Source organism: Micrococcus sp. H39-S4, from assembly GCF_027158145.1.
GTDB classification, from domain to species: domain Bacteria; phylum Actinomycetota; class Actinomycetes; order Actinomycetales; family Micrococcaceae; genus Micrococcus; species Micrococcus luteus.
On the sequence record NZ_JAPVLT010000002.1, the window covers coordinates 20,595 to 35,413 of the forward strand.

A 14,819-nucleotide genomic window follows, 5' to 3' on the forward strand; every position below is an offset into this window, starting at 1 on the left:
CGTCGGACACGGCGACGCCCCCGCCTCCGGGGGACCCGGAGACGGGGGCGTCGCGCGTCAGCGGCTCAACGGAGCCACGAGACGGGATGCGTCAGATCACTTGGTGATCTTGGTGACGCGGCCGGAGCCCACGGTGCGGCCACCCTCGCGGATGGCAAAGCCGAGGCCCTCCTCCATGGCGATCGGCTGGATGAGCTCGACCGACATCTCGGTGGTGTCGCCGGGCATGACCATCTCGGTGCCCTCGGGCAGCGTGATGACGCCGGTGACGTCGGTGGTGCGGAAGTAGAACTGCGGGCGGTAGTTCGAGTAGAACGGGTTGTGACGGCCACCCTCGTCCTTGGACAGGATGTAGACGTTCGCCTCGAAGTTGGTGTGCGGGGTGATGGAGCCCGGCTCCACCACAACCTGGCCGCGCTCCACGTCGTCGCGCTTCAGGCCGCGCAGCAGCAGACCGCAGTTCTCGCCGGCCCAGGCCTCGTCGAGCTGCTTGTGGAACATCTCGATGCCGGTGACGGTGGTCTTCTGCACGTCGCGGATGCCGACGATCTCGACCTCGGAGTTGATCTTCAGGGTGCCGCGCTCGGCGCGACCGGTCACCACGGTGCCACGACCGGTGATGGTGAAGACGTCCTCGATCGGCATCAGGAACGGCTTGTCCTTGTCGCGGACCGGGTCCGGGATGAACTCGTCCACGGCCTCCATGAGGTCCTCGACGGACTTGACCCACTGGGGGTCGCCCTCGAGGGCCTTCAGACCGGAGGTGCGGATGACCGGGGCCTCGTCGCCGTCGAAGTCCTGGGAGGACAGCAGCTCGCGGACCTCCATCTCGACGAGCTCGAGGAGCTCCTCGTCCTCGACCATGTCCGACTTGTTCAGGGCCACGAGCAGGGCCGGCACGCCGACCTGGCGGGCCAGGAGCACGTGCTCACGGGTCTGGGCCATCGGGCCGTCGGTGGCGGCGACCACGAGGATCGCGCCGTCCATCTGAGCGGCGCCGGTGATCATGTTCTTGATGTAGTCGGCGTGACCGGGGGCGTCCACGTGGGCGTAGTGACGCTTCTCGGTCTGGTACTCCACGTGGGAGATGTTGATGGTGATGCCGCGCTGACGCTCCTCGGGGGCGGAGTCGATCGTCGCGAAGTCACGGGCCTCGTTCAGGTCCGGGTACTTGTCGTACAGGACCTTCGAGATGGCGGCGGTCAGCGTGGTCTTGCCGTGGTCAACGTGGCCGATGGTGCCGATGTTGACGTGCGGCTTCGTCCGCTCGAACTTTGCCTTTGCCACTAGTTCCTCCTAAGAACTGGTTCATCGTCAAGAAGACTGCTCAGCCGCCTGCGACGTGCTGACAACTTGACTGAGTCTACTCGGATGGTGCGGGGTTGGGGAAATCCCGGCCTCACGAGGGCCAGTCCGGTTCCAGGCCGTCGGGACCGCCGGAAGCGGACCGGACCTGACCCGTCCTGATCGCGGACCGCCGCGCCGGGAAGGGCGGTCCGGTCGCCCCGGGCCGGCCGCGGCTGCGGCGGCCGACCCGGGGCAGGTCGTTCAGAGCAGGTGACCTGCGGTCACTCGCCCTGGGACTTCTGGATGATCTCGTCCGCCACGGCCTTGGGGACCTCGGCGTAGGAGTGGAAGGTCATCGAGTACACCGCGCGGCCCTGCGTCTTGGAGCGCAGGTCGCCGATGTAGCCGAACATCTCCGACAGCGGCACGAGGGCGTTGACCACCTTCACGCCGGTGGCGTCCTCCATGGACTGGATCTGGCCGCGGCGGGAGTTCAGGTCGCCGATGACGTCGCCCATGAACTCCTCGGGGGTGCGGACCTCCACGGCCATCAGCGGCTCGAGGATGATCGGGTTGGCCTTGCGGACACCCTCCTTGAAGGCCTGGGAGCCGGCGATCTTGAACGCCATCTCCGAGGAGTCGACGTCGTGGTACGCGCCGTCGAGCAGGGTGGCCTTCACGCCGACCATCGGGTAGCCGGCCAGCACGCCGAACTGCATGGCGTCCTGGATGCCCGCGTCCACCGAGGGGATGTACTCGCGGGGCACGCGACCGCCGGTGACGGCGTTCTCGAACTCGTAGACCTCGCCCTCGGCGGTGTCCAGGGGCTCGAAGGACAGCTGCACCTTGGCGAACTGGCCGGAGCCGCCGGTCTGCTTCTTGTGCGTGTAGTCGACCTTGTCGACCTTGCGCTTGATGGTCTCGCGGTACGCGACCTGGGGCTTGCCCACGTTGGCCTCGACCTTGAACTCGCGCTTCATACGGTCCACGAACACGTCCAGGTGGAGCTCGCCCATGCCGCCGATCTCGGTCTGGCCGGTCTCCTCGTTGAGGTTCACGCGGAACGTGGGGTCCTCGGCGACGAGCTTCTGGATGGCGGTGGAGAGCTTCTCCTGGTCACCCTTGGTCTTCGGCTCGATGGCCACGGAGATCACGGGCTCCGGGAAGGTGATCGACTCGAGGATGATCGGGTTCGCGGGATCGCACAGGGTGTCGCCCGTGGTGGTGTCCTTGAGGCCGATCACGGCGTAGATGTGGCCGGCGACCACCTCGTCCACCGGGTTCTCCTTGTTGGCGTGCATCTGGAACAGCTTGCCGATGCGCTCCTTCTTGCCCTTGGTGGCGTTGAGGATCTGCGCACCGGACTCCAGGCGGCCGGAGTACACGCGGATGAAGGTCAGCGTGCCGAAGAAGGGGTGCGTGGCGATCTTGAAGGCGAGCGCCGAGAACGGGGCCTCCTTCGACGCCTCGCGCTCCAGCACCTCCTCCTCGTCGTTCACGGCGTGGCCCTTGACGGAGCCGGCGTCCAGCGGGTTCGGCAGGTAGGCGACCACGGCGTCCAGCATCGGCTGCACGCCACGGTTCTTGAACGCGGAGCCGCAGAACACCGGGTAGGCCTCGGCGTTCACGGTCAGCTGGCGCACGCCGGCCTGGATCTCCTCGACGGTGAGCTCCTCGCCCTCGAGGTACTTCTCCATGAGCTCCTCGGAGGTCTCGGCGACGGCCTCGACGAGCTCGTTGCGGTACTCCTCGGCCTTCTCCTGGAGCTCGGCGGGGATCTCGCGAGTCTCATAGGAGGCGCCCATGGTGACGTCGCCCTTGGCGTCGCCCGGCCACACGAAGGCCTTCATGGAGAGCAGGTCGACGACGCCCACGAAGTCGTTCTCGGCGCCGATCGGCAGCTGCATCACGAGCGGACGCGCGCCGAGGCGCTTCACGATGGTGTCGACGGTGAAGTAGAAGTCCGCACCCAGCTTGTCCATCTTGTTGACGAAGCAGATGCGCGGGACGTTGTACTTGTCCGCCTGGCGCCACACGGTCTCCGACTGGGGCTCCACGCCCTCCTTGCCGTCGAACACGGCGACGGCGCCGTCGAGCACGCGCAGCGAGCGCTCCACCTCGACCGTGAAGTCCACGTGGCCGGGGGTGTCGATGATGTTGATCTGGTGGTCGTTCCAGAAGCAGGTCACCGCGGCGGAGGTGATGGTGATGCCGCGCTCCTTCTCCTGCTCCATCCAGTCCGTCGTCGCGCCGCCGTCGTGGGTCTCGCCCAGCTTGTGGTTGACACCCGTGTAGAACAGGATGCGCTCGGTGGTGGTGGTCTTGCCGGCATCGATGTGGGCCATGATGCCGATGTTGCGGACCTTGTGCAGGTCGGTCAGCACGTCCTGTGCCACGGTGTCTCCCTTGGTCGGGTGGAATGGGGGGGCTCGTGAGGTGGATGCGGTGGGTGGCCCGTCCGAGAGGACGCACCTGCGGCCCGAGGCGCGGATCGCGCGCCCCGGGCCACACGGATCACCAGCGGTAGTGGGCGAAGGCCTTGTTGGCCTCGGCCATCTTGTGGGTGTCCTCGCGACGCTTCACGGCGCCGCCCAGGCCGTTCGAGGCGTCCAGGATCTCGTTCATCAGGCGCTCGGTCATGGTCTTCTCACGGCGGGCCTTGGAGAAGCCGACCAGCCAGCGCAGGGCCAGGGCCGTGGAGCGGCCCGGCTTGACCTCGACGGGCACCTGGTAGGTGGCGCCGCCGACGCGGCGGGAGCGCACCTCGAGGGCCGGCTTGATGTTGTCCATGGCCTTCTTGAGGGTGGCCACGGGATCGGCGCCGTTCTTGGCACGGGCGCCCTCGAGCGCGCCGTACACGATGCGCTCGGCGGTGGACTTCTTGCCGTCGACGAGCACCTTGTTGATCAGCTGCGTGACCAGCGGGGAGCCGTAGACGGGATCGACGACGAGGGGGCGCTTCGGCGCAGGACCCTTACGAGGCATTACTTCTTCTCCTTCTTGGCGCCGTAGCGGGAGCGGGCCTGGCCGCGGTTCTTCACGCCCTGGGTGTCGAGGGCGCCGCGCACGATCTTGTAGCGCACGCCGGGCAGGTCCTTCACACGACCGCCGCGGACGAGCACGATCGAGTGCTCCTGCAGGTTGTGGCCCTCGCCGGGGATGTAGGCGGTGACCTCGATGCCGCCGTTCAGGCGCACACGGGCGACCTTGCGCAGCGCCGAGTTCGGCTTCTTGGGCGTGGTGGTGTACACACGGGTGCACACGCCACGACGCATGGGGTTCCCCTGCAGGGCAGGGGCCTTCGTATTGACGACCTTGGGTGAGCGGCCCTTGCGGACCAGCTGCTGAATCGTAGGCACTCTTCAGCCTTCCTGTGTTTCGGTGATCGCTGACGTGATCGACCGGCGCCCGGGGCGCCGGCTGCTCGTTCCTCTGCTCTGCCTCTCCCTGTGGGGGCTCGCAACGAGCAGACGTCCGCAGGCGTGCAAAAGTGTGGCATCTGCCGCGCAATGACCCCGCGACCCGGACAGCGTCCAATTTGCCACACGAAAAACAATCCTTGACAGCATAGCACGCCCCGGCGCCGTCGACGAGCCGGCCCCGCACGCCAAGGGGCCCGCCGCTCCCCCGCGTGAGCGGCGGAACGGCGGGCCCCCTGGGGGACGGGGATCAGGCGCGGAAGTCGCCCCCGCGGTCGTAGTCGTCCAACGAGACGGCGTGGAAGTCGTTCTCGCCGAGCGACTGGTCCAGGCCCGGGTAGTCGAAGTCCGCGAAGCCGGCCGGCGAGGCGAACAGGTTGGCCTTCGCCTCCTCCGTCGGCTCCACGACGGTCTTCGTGTAGCGGTCCAGGCCCGTGCCGGCCGGGATCAGCTTGCCGATGATCACGTTCTCCTTCAGGCCCAGCAGCGGGTCGGACTTGCCCTCCATGGCCGCCTGCGTCAGGACGCGGGTCGTCTCCTGGAAGGACGCGGCCGACAGCCACGAGTCCGTGGCCAGCGAGGCCTTCGTGATGCCCATCAGCTCGTCGCGGCCGGAGGCCGGCTGGCGGCCCTCAGCGACGGCGGCGCGGTTGGCGGCCACGAAGCGCGCCCGGTCCGTGAGCTCGCCCGGCAGCAGGTCGGTGTCACCGGACTCGATGACGGTGATGCGACGCAGCATCTGCCGGACGATGACCTCCACGTGCTTGTCGTGGATGCCCACGCCCTGGGACTGGTACACGTTCTGCACCTCGTCCACGAGGAACCGCTGCGCGGCCCGCGGGCCGAGCACGCGCAGAACCTGCTTCGGGTCCACGGCGCCGGCCACGAGCTGCGTGCCCACCGGCACGTGCTCGCCGTCGGCCACGAGGATGCGCGCACGGCGCAGCACCGGGTAGGCGATCTCCTCGGAGCCGTCGTCCGGCGTGAGCAGCAGGCGCACGGACGCCTCGGTGTCCTCGATGGTCACGCGGCCGGCGACCTCGGAGATCGGGGCCACGCCCTTCGGGGTGCGGGCCTCGAAGAGCTCCTGGATGCGGGGCAGACCCTGCGTGATGTCGTCGGCCGAGGCCACACCGCCGGTGTGGAACGTGCGCATGGTGAGCTGGGTGCCCGGCTCACCGATCGACTGGGCCGCGATGATGCCGACGGCCTCGCCGATGTCCACCAGCTGGCCGGTGGCCATGGAGCGGCCGTAGCACTTCGCGCAGGTGCCCACGGCGGACTCACAGGTCAGGACCGAGCGGACCTTGATCTCCGTGATGCCGGCGGCCACCAGCTCGCCGATCAGCACGTCGCCCACGTCCGCACCGGCCGAGGCCAGCACCGTGCCGTCCTCGCCCGTGACGTCCTGGGCCAGCGTGCGGGCGAAGGCCGAGTTCTCGACCTGCTCGTGGGCCACCAGCTCGCCGTCGGCGTTCGGCGCGGCGATCGTCACGGACAGGCCGCGCTCGGTGCCGCAGTCGTCCTCGCGGACGATGACGTCCTGGGACACATCGACGAGACGACGGGTCAGGTAGCCCGAGTTCGCGGTCTTCAGCGCGGTGTCCGCGAGGCCCTTGCGGGCGCCGTGGGTGGCGGAGAAGTACTCGAGCACGGACAGGCCCTCGCGGTACGAGGACTTGATCGGACGCGGGATGATCTCACCCTTCGGGTTGGCCACGAGGCCGCGGATGCCCGCGATCTGGCGCACCTGGAGCCAGTTGCCTCGCGCACCGGAGGACACCATGCGGTTGATGGTGTTGAGCTCCGGCAGGCCGTCCTTCATGGCCGCGGCGACCTCGTCGGTGGCCTTGTTCCAGATGTCGATCAGCTCGGAGCGACGCTCGTCGTCCGCGATCAGGCCCTTGTCGTACTGCTGCTGCACGCGCTGGGCCTGCTCCTCGTAGCCCTCCATGATGGCGGCCTTGTCGAAGTCGGAGGTGATGTCCGAGATCGCCACGGTCACACCCGACCAGGTGCCCCAGTGGAAGCCGGCGTCCTTGAGGTTGTCCAGCGTCTGCGCGGTGACGACCATCGGGTAGCGCTCGGCCAGGTCGTTGACCAGCTGGCCGAGGGTGCCCTTGGTCGCCTGCTTGTCCAGCCACGGGTAGTCGTCCGGCAGCAGCTCGTTGAACAGCACCTTGCCCAGGGTGGTCTCGATGAGGGCGATCTCGCCCTCGGACCAGCCCTCGGGTGCCGGCACGGCCGCCGACGGCACGAAGCCCTCGACGCCGATCCGCGCGGGCGCGTTCAGGTGCAGGTCGCCGCCGTCGAACGCCATGATGGCCTCGCCGACGGTCGCGTACAGGTTGCCCGCGCCGACCTCGTCCGGACGCACCGTGGTGAGGTGGTTCAGGCCGATGATCATGTCCTGGGCCGGCACGGCGACCGCGCGGCCGTCCGAGGGCTTCAGGATGTTGTGGCTCGAGAGCATGAGCAGGCGCGCCTCGGCCTGGGCCTCCGGCGACAGGGGCAGGTGGACCGCCATCTGGTCGCCGTCGAAGTCCGCGTTGAACGCGGAGCAGACCAGCGGGTGCAGCTGCAGGGCCTTGCCCTCCACGAGCTGCGGCTCGAAGGCCTGGATGCCCAGACGGTGCAGGGTGGGGGCGCGGTTCAGCAGGACCGGGTGCTCGGTGATGACCTCCTCGAGCACGTCCCAGACCTGCGGACGGAAGCGCTCCACCATGCGCTTGGCGGACTTGATGTTCTGCGCGTGGTTCAGGTCCACGAGACGCTTCATCACGAACGGCTTGAACAGCTCCAGCGCCATCTGCTTGGGCAGGCCGCACTGGTGCAGCTTGAGCTGGGGACCCACCACGATGACCGAGCGGCCCGAGTAGTCCACGCGCTTGCCGAGCAGGTTCTGACGGAACCGGCCCTGCTTGCCCTTGAGCATGTCGGAGAGCGACTTGAGCGGGCGGTTGCCCGGGCCGGTCACCGGCCGGCCGCGGCGGCCGTTGTCGAACAGCGAGTCCACGGCCTCCTGCAGCATGCGCTTCTCGTTGTTGACGATGATCTCGGGCGCGCCGAGGTCGAGCAGCCGCTTCAGGCGGTTGTTGCGGTTGATCACGCGACGGTACAGGTCGTTGAGGTCGGAGGTCGCGAAGCGGCCGCCGTCCAGCTGCACCATCGGACGCAGCTCCGGCGGGATCACCGGGACGGCGTCCAGGACCATGCCCTCGGGCGAGTTGTCCGTGGTCAGGAACGCGTTGACGACCTTCAGGCGCTTCAGGGCGCGGGTCTTGCGCTGGCCCTTGCCCGTCTTGATGGTCTCGCGCAGCATCTCGGACTCGGCCTCGAGGTCGAAGGTCTGCAGGCGACGCTGGATCGCCTCCGCGCCCATCGAGCCCTCGAAGTACTGGCCGTACTTGTCCCGCATGGCGCGGTACAGGCCCTCGTCGCCCTCGAGGTCGGCGACCTTGAGGTTCTTGAAGCGGTCCCAGACCTGCTCCTTGCGGTCCAGCTCCGCGTCCGCGCGCTTGCGGATCTGCGCCATGGTCTTGTCCGCGGCGTCGCGGGCCTTCTTCTTCTCGGCGGCCTTGGCGCCCTCGGACTCCAGCTTGGCCAGGTCCTTCTCGAGGTCGGCGGCCACCGCGGCGATGTCGGAGTCGCGCTGGTCGGCCAGGACACGGGTCTCCTGGTCGTACTCGGCCTGGAGGTTGGCCAGGTCACGGTGCCGGGCCTCCTCGTCCACCGAGGTGATCATGTAGGCCGCGAAGTAGATGACCTTCTCGAGGTCCTTCGGCGCCAGGTCCAGCAGGTAGCCCAGGCGCGAGGGCACGCCCTTGAAGTACCAGATGTGGGTGACCGGCGCGGCCAGCTCGATGTGGCCCATGCGGTCGCGGCGCACCTTCGAGCGGGTCACCTCGACGCCGCAGCGCTCGCAGATGATGCCCTTGAAGCGCACGCGCTTGTACTTGCCGCACGCGCACTCCCAGTCACGGGTGGGGCCGAAGATCTTCTCGCAGAAGAGTCCGTCCTTCTCCGGCTTCAGGGTGCGGTAGTTGATGGTCTCCGGCTTCTTGACCTCGCCGTAGGACCAGCGGCGGATGTCCTCCGCCGTGGCCAGGCCGATGCGCATCAGGCCGAAAGAGTTGTCAGTGGACATGCTGTTCACGCTCATGCTCCGGTGAACTCCCTTGGTTCAGTGGTTCTCAGGTGACGTCTTGTGGATGCGGGATCGGGCCCGGCTCAGACTTCCTCCACCGAGCTGGGCTCGGCGTGGGAGAGGTCGATGCCCAGCTCCTCGGCGGCGCGGTAGACCTCGTCCTCCGCGTCGCGCATCTCGATGGCCTGGCCGTCGGCGGAGAGGACCTCCACGTTCAGGCAGAGGGACTGCATCTCCTTGATGAGCACCTTGAAGGACTCGGGAACACCCGGCTCCGGGATGTTCTCGCCCTTGACGATGGCCTCGTAGACCTTCACGCGGCCGTGGATGTCGTCCGACTTGATGGTCAGCAGCTCCTGGAGGGTGAACGCCGCGCCGTACGCCTCGAGCGCCCACACCTCCATCTCGCCGAAGCGCTGGCCGCCGAACTGGGCCTTACCGCCCAGCGGCTGCTGCGTGATCATCGAGTACGGGCCCGTGGAACGGGCGTGGATCTTGTCGTCCACCAGGTGGTGCAACTTGAGCATGTACATGTAGCCCACGGACACCGGGTCCGGGAACGGCTCGCCGGTGCGGCCGTCGAACAGCTGCGCCTTGCCGCTGTCGCTCATGAGACGGTCGCCGTCGCGGGTCACGTTCACGTGGCCGAGCAGGCCCGTGATCTCGTACGCCTCGGCGCCGTCGAACACCGGGGTGGCCACGTTGACCGGACCGGACTGCCGCGGGAAGTTCGGCAGGTCCTTGATCCACTCCGGCTCGCCCTGGATGTCCCAGCCGCGCGAGGCGGCCCAGCCCAGGTGCAGCTCCATGACCTGGCCGAGGTTCATGCGGCCGGGGACGCCGAGCGGGTTCAGCACGATGTCCACCGGGGTGCCGTCCGCCAGGAACGGCATGTCCTCGAGCGGCAGGATCTTCGAGATGACGCCCTTGTTGCCGTGGCGGCCGGCCATCTTGTCGCCGTCGGTGATCTTGCGCTTCTGCGCCACGTAGACGCGCACCAGCTGGTTCACGCCCGGGGGCAGGTCGTCGTCCTCGTCGCGGTCGAAGATGCGCACGCCGATGACGGTGCCGGACTCGCCGTGCGGCACCTTCAGGGACGTGTCGCGGACCTCGCGGGACTTCTCGCCGAAGATCGCGCGCAGCAGGCGCTCCTCCGGGGTCAGCTCGGTCTCGCCCTTCGGGGTCACGCGGCCGACCAGGATGTCACCGGCCTCCACCTCGGCGCCGATGTGGATGATGCCGCGCTCGTCGAGCTGCGACAGCACCTCCTCGGACACGTTGGGGATGTCGCGCGTGATCTCCTCGGCGCCCAGCTTGGTGTCGCGGGCGTCGACCTCGTGCTCCTCGATGTGGATCGAGGTGAGGACGTCCTCCGAGACCATGCGCTGGGACAGGATGATCGCGTCCTCGTAGTTCAGGCCCTCCCAGGGCATGAACGCGACGAGGAGGTTCTTGCCGAGCGCGAGCTCGCCGTTGTCCGTGGCGGGACCGTCGGCGATGATGCTCAGCGGCTCCACCCGCTCGCCCTCGGACACGCGCACGCGCTGGTTGTAGGCGTTGCCCTGGTTCGAGCGGGCGAACTTCATGATCGGGTAGTGCGTGGTGGTGCCGTCGTCGTTCATGACGGTCACCAGGTCCGCGGCCACCTCGGTCACGACGCCGCCCTGGGTGGCCGTCACGGAGTCGCCCGCGTCCACGGCCACGTACTTCTCCATGCCGGTGCCCACGTAGGGGGCCTCGGAGCGGAGCAGCGGCACGGCCTGACGCTGCATGTTCGCGCCCATGAGCGCGCGGTTGGCGTCGTCGTGCTCGAGGAACGGGATCAGGGCGGTGGCCGCCGACACCATCTGGCGCGGGGACACGTCCATGTAGTCGATCTCGTCCACGGTCGAGAGCACGGGCTCGCCGTCGCCGCCGCGCTGGCGGCAGAGCACGAACTCCTCCTCGAACCGGCCGTCCTCATCCACCGGGGCGTTCGCCTGGGCGATCTGGAAGGCCAGCTCGTCGTCGGCGGTCAGGTAGTCCACGGTGTCCGTGACCCGGCCGTCGACCACGCGGCGGTACGGGGTCTCGATGAAGCCGAAGGAGTTGATCCGGCCGAAGGTCGCCAGCGAGCCGATGAGGCCGATGTTCGGGCCTTCCGGGGTCTCGATGGGGCACATGCGGCCGTAGTGCGACGGGTGGACGTCACGGACCTCCATGCCGGCACGGTCGCGGGACAGGCCGCCCGGGCCGAGCGCGGACAGGCGACGCTTGTGCGTCAGGCCGGCCAGCGGGTTGTTCTGGTCCATGAACTGGGACAGCTGCGAGGTGCCGAAGAACTCCTTGATCGCCGCCACCACGGGGCGGATGTTGATCAGGGTCTGCGGGGTGATCGCCTCGACGTCCTGGGTGGTCATGCGCTCGCGCACGACGCGCTCCATGCGGGACAGGCCGGTGCGGATCTGGTTCTCGATCAGCTCGCCCACCGCACGGATGCGACGGTTGCCGAAGTGGTCGATGTCGTCGATCTCCACGCGCACATCCACCGGCTCGCCGTCGCGCGTGCCCTTGATGACGGTCTCGCCGGCGTGCAGCGCGGCGATGAAGTGCACCATCTGGACGATGTCGTCCTCGGTGAGCACAGACGCGTTGGGGTCGCCGAGGTGCACGTCCACGCCGAGCTTGCGGTTGAGCTTGTAGCGGCCCACCTTGGCGAGGTCGTAGCGCTTCGGGGTGAAGTACAGGTTGTTCAGCAGCGTCTGCGCGGCGTCGACGGCGGCCGGCTCGCCCGGGCGCAGCTTGCGGTAGATGTCGAGCAGGGCCTCGTCCTGGTCCGCGGTGCCGTCCTTCTCGAGGGTGGCGCGGATGGAGTCGTAGTGGCCGAACTCCTCCAGGATGCGGGACTCGGTCCAGCCCATGGCCTTGAGCAGCACCGTCACGGGCTGCTTGCGCTTGCGGTCGAGGCGGACGCCGACCTGGTCACGCTTGTCCACCTCGAGCTCGAACCAGGCGCCGCGCGAGGGGATGATCTTCGCGGAGAAGATCTCCTTGTCCGAGGTCTTGTCCGGGGTGCGCTCGAAGTAGGCGCCCGGGGAGCGGACCAGCTGGGAGACGACGACGCGCTCGGTGCCGTTGATGATGAACGTGCCGTTGCGGGTCATCAGCGGGAAGTCGCCCATGAAGACGGTCTGCTGCTTGATCTCGCCGGTCGTGTTGTTCATGAACTCGGCCTTGACGTACAGCGGGGCGGAGAAGGTCGCGTCGCGATCCTTGCACTCCTCCTCCGTCATCTTGGCGTCGGCGAACTCCGGCTCGGCGAAGGACAGGGACATGGTGCCCTGGAAGTCCTCGATCGGGGAGATCTCCTCGAAGATGTCCGTCAGTCCCGAGGTGACGGGCACGGAGTGGTCGTCGGCGGCCAGGGCGGCGTCCACGCGCGCAGCCCACCGCTCATTGCCGATCAGGCGGTCGAACGACTCGGTCTGCAGCGCCAGCAGGTCCGGCACGTCCAGCGGCTCGGAGATCTTGGCGAAGGAGACGCGTCCGGCGGAGGCGCCGGATCGCGGGGAGACGGTAGCGGTTTCGTTGGAGGTGCTCGAGGCGACCACGTAGGATCCTTCCACAGGCCTTCTGGGTTCCGTTCGCTCCCCTGCCGCGAGACGGCGGCGCCGGCCCACCGCTATATGAAGGCCGTGCGGAACCGTGCGGGCCACGGCGGGACGCGGGGTCCTGCGGGCGGCACGGAACAGGGGAGATGCAAAGATCCATCCTATCCCCGCCCGTCTCCCCTGTCCAGCCGCGGGTGCGTGACCTGGGACGCCACGAGGCCCCCGGTCCGCAGTGCGGATCCGGGGGCCTCGTGAGGAAGCGTGATGCGGCTCAGGCCGCGATCATCACTTGAGGGTGACGGTGGCGCCGGCGCCCTCGAGCTGCTCCTTGGCCTTCTCGGCGGTCTCCTTGTTGACGCCCTCGAGGATGGGCTTGGGAGCGCCGTCCACCAGGTCCTTGGCCTCCTTCAGGCCGAGGGAGGTGAGGGCGCGCACCTCCTTGATGACGCCGATCTTCTTGTCGCCGGCGGCCTCGAGGACGACGTCGAACTCGTCCTTCTCCTCGGCGGCGGCGGCCTCGGCACCACCGGCGGCACCGCCGGCGGCGGCCACGGCCACGGGGGCGGCGGCGGTGACGTCGAACTTCTCCTCGAACGCCTTGATGAACTCGGACAGCTCGATGAGGGTCAGCTCCTCGAACGCGGCGAGCAGCTCTTCGGTGGTCAGCTTGGCCATGATGGCTCCTTTACGGGTACGTCTTGACTACGTGTGAAGTGGTGGGCCGTGCAGCCCGGGGCGGACTGCTCAGGCAGCCTCGCCCTGCGCGGCGCGCAGCGCCTCGACCGTGCGGACGGTCTTGGACAGCGGCGCCTGGAACAGGGCGGCAGCCTTGGACATGCTGCCCTTCATCGCGCCGGCGAACTTGGCCAGCAGCACCTCGCGGGACTCGAGGTCCGCGAGCTTCTTGATGCCGGCCTCGTCCAGGGGCTGGCCATCCATGTAGCCGCCCTTGAGCACGAGCTCCTCGTGATCCTTGGCAAAGTCACGCAGGGCCTTCGCGACGTTGACCGGGTCTCCGGTCACGAACGCGATCGCGGTGGGCCCGGACAGGTGAGCCTCGAGGCCCTCCAGACCGGCGTCCTTGGCCGCGATCTCGGCCAGCGTGTTCTTCGCCACGGCGTAGGTCGCGTCCTGACGGATGGAGTCACGCAGCTGCTTGAGCTCCGTCACCGTCAGGCCACGGTATTCCGTCAGAACAGCGGCGCTGGACTCACGGAACAGGTCCGTGAGCTCAGCCACCGCCGACTCCTTCGCGGACGTCGCCATGGCACTCCTCTCGATGATGCGTGGGAACCGCCACCCCGAGACGAGAAAACGCCCCGTGCAGATGCACGGGGCGCAGCAGGAGCATCGACGCGGCCGGACCCGGAGGGTCGACGTGCGGATGCGAGCGTGGCTCACGTTCACCTGCGCGGGCCGTCTCCGTCAGGGAGATCCTTCGGTGGGCTCTGCCCGGAGGCAGGGCACCACGACCGGCGGTCTTCGGTAGGCACCAGCGTACACGTCCGGGGCGGGCCCGCAAAATCGACCCGGGACGACGCCGGCCGGTCGTCCCCGCTGCGGGGACGACCGGCCGACGTCGTGGGCCCCGATCACCGGGGCCGCGTGGCTCAGAGCTCGGAGGAGTCCACCGAGGTCACGTTCGGGTCCATGGGCACGCCCGGGCCGAAGGTGGTGGCCACGGTGGCCTTGGAGATGTAGCGGCCCTTGGAGGAGGACGGCTTCAGACGCAGGACCTCCTCGAGGGCTGCGGCGTAGTTCTCCACCAGGGCCTTGGCCTCGAAGGAGGTCTTGCCGATGATGAAGTGCAGGTTGGAGTGCTTGTCGACGCGGAAGTCGATCTTGCCGCCCTTGATGTCGGCCACGGCCTTGGCCACGTCCGGGGTCACGGTGCCGGTCTTGGGGTTCGGCATCAGGTTGCGGGGGCCGAGCACCTTGCCCAGACGGCCGACCTTGCCCATGAGCTCCGGGGAGGCCACGGCGGCGTCGAAGTCCACCCAGCCCTCGGAGATCCGGGCGATCAGGTCGTCGTCGCCCACGACGTCCGCGCCGGCGGCGCGGGCGGCCTCGGCGCGGTCACCGGTGGCGAACACGACGACGCGGGCGGTCTTGCCGGTGCCGTGGGGCAGGCTCACGGAGCCGCGGACCATCTGGTCGGCCTTGCGGGGGTCGACCGAGAGGCGGAGGGCCACCTCCACGGTGGCGTCGGTCTTGGAGGGGTTGGTCTCCTTGGCGAGGCGGATCGCCTCCACCGGCGAGTACAGATCCTCGCCGATCGCGGCCTTGGCCGCCTTGTATGCCTTGCTGCGCTGTGCCATCTGCGTTCTTCTCCTTGTGCAGTCGTGGTCTGCGGACCGCGCTCGGCCCTGCCACTGG

Annotated in this window: 9 protein-coding genes; all 9 read right to left on the reverse strand. The window is 68.4% G+C overall.

The genetic code is table 11. From position 1 onward, the window contains the following. Nucleotides 1–96 precede the first annotated feature (96 nt). A complete protein-coding gene (tuf, locus tag O3T09_RS02120) occupies nt 97–1,287 on the reverse strand; it encodes an elongation factor Tu (protein WP_036317754.1) in 1,191 nt (396 codons plus the stop codon). Between the two features lie 281 nt (nt 1,288–1,568). Beyond that, nucleotides 1,569–3,683: an elongation factor G gene (fusA, locus tag O3T09_RS02125; protein WP_036317752.1), complete on the reverse strand. Its 2,115-nt coding sequence runs from the start codon at nt 3,681–3,683 to the stop codon at nt 1,569–1,571. Between the two features lie 118 nt (nt 3,684–3,801). Further along, a complete protein-coding gene (rpsG, locus tag O3T09_RS02130) occupies nt 3,802–4,272 on the reverse strand; it encodes a 30S ribosomal protein S7 (protein ID WP_010080379.1) in 471 nt (156 codons plus the stop codon). Next, a complete protein-coding gene (rpsL, locus tag O3T09_RS02135) occupies nt 4,272–4,646 on the reverse strand; it encodes a 30S ribosomal protein S12 (protein WP_002854787.1) in 375 nt (124 codons plus the stop codon). Before rpsL ends, rpsG begins: the two co-directional genes overlap by 1 nt. A 310-nt stretch (nt 4,647–4,956) precedes the next feature. Further along, nucleotides 4,957–8,853 (reverse strand): DNA-directed RNA polymerase subunit beta', encoded by a 3,897-nt coding sequence (locus tag O3T09_RS02140; protein WP_144786271.1) that lies wholly within the window; start codon nt 8,851–8,853, stop codon nt 4,957–4,959. Between the two features lie 83 nt (nt 8,854–8,936). After that, entirely contained in the window at nt 8,937–12,443 is a 3,507-nt protein-coding gene (rpoB, locus tag O3T09_RS02145) for a DNA-directed RNA polymerase subunit beta (protein WP_036317750.1), read from the reverse strand. 285 nt (nt 12,444–12,728) lie between these two features. Continuing rightward, on the reverse strand, nt 12,729–13,118 hold the full coding sequence (gene rplL / locus O3T09_RS02150) for a 50S ribosomal protein L7/L12 (RefSeq protein WP_036317747.1): 390 nt from the start codon (nt 13,116–13,118) through the stop codon (nt 12,729–12,731). Between the two features lie 69 nt (nt 13,119–13,187). Further along, entirely contained in the window at nt 13,188–13,709 is a 522-nt protein-coding gene (gene rplJ / locus O3T09_RS02155; protein WP_070708780.1) for a 50S ribosomal protein L10, read from the reverse strand. Between the two features lie 344 nt (nt 13,710–14,053). Continuing rightward, a complete protein-coding gene (rplA, locus tag O3T09_RS02160) occupies nt 14,054–14,761 on the reverse strand; it encodes a 50S ribosomal protein L1 (RefSeq protein WP_036317746.1) in 708 nt (235 codons plus the stop codon). Nucleotides 14,762–14,819: the final 58 nt, after the last annotated feature.

Excerpts from the sequence above, each read along its gene's own strand:
- rpsG (WP_010080379.1), bottom strand. The coding sequence starts at position 4,272 with ATGCCTCGTAAGGGTCCTGCGCCGAAGCGCCCCCTCGTCGTCGATCCC.
- O3T09_RS02140 (WP_144786271.1), bottom strand. The coding sequence starts at position 8,853 with ATGTCCACTGACAACTCTTTCGGCCTGATGCGCATCGGCCTGGCCACG.
- rplL (WP_036317747.1), bottom strand. The coding sequence starts at position 13,118 with ATGGCCAAGCTGACCACCGAAGAGCTGCTCGCCGCGTTCGAGGAGCTG.
- rplJ (WP_070708780.1), bottom strand. The coding sequence starts at position 13,709 with ATGGCGACGTCCGCGAAGGAGTCGGCGGTGGCTGAGCTCACGGACCTG.
- rplA (WP_036317746.1), bottom strand. The coding sequence starts at position 14,761 with ATGGCACAGCGCAGCAAGGCATACAAGGCGGCCAAGGCCGCGATCGGC.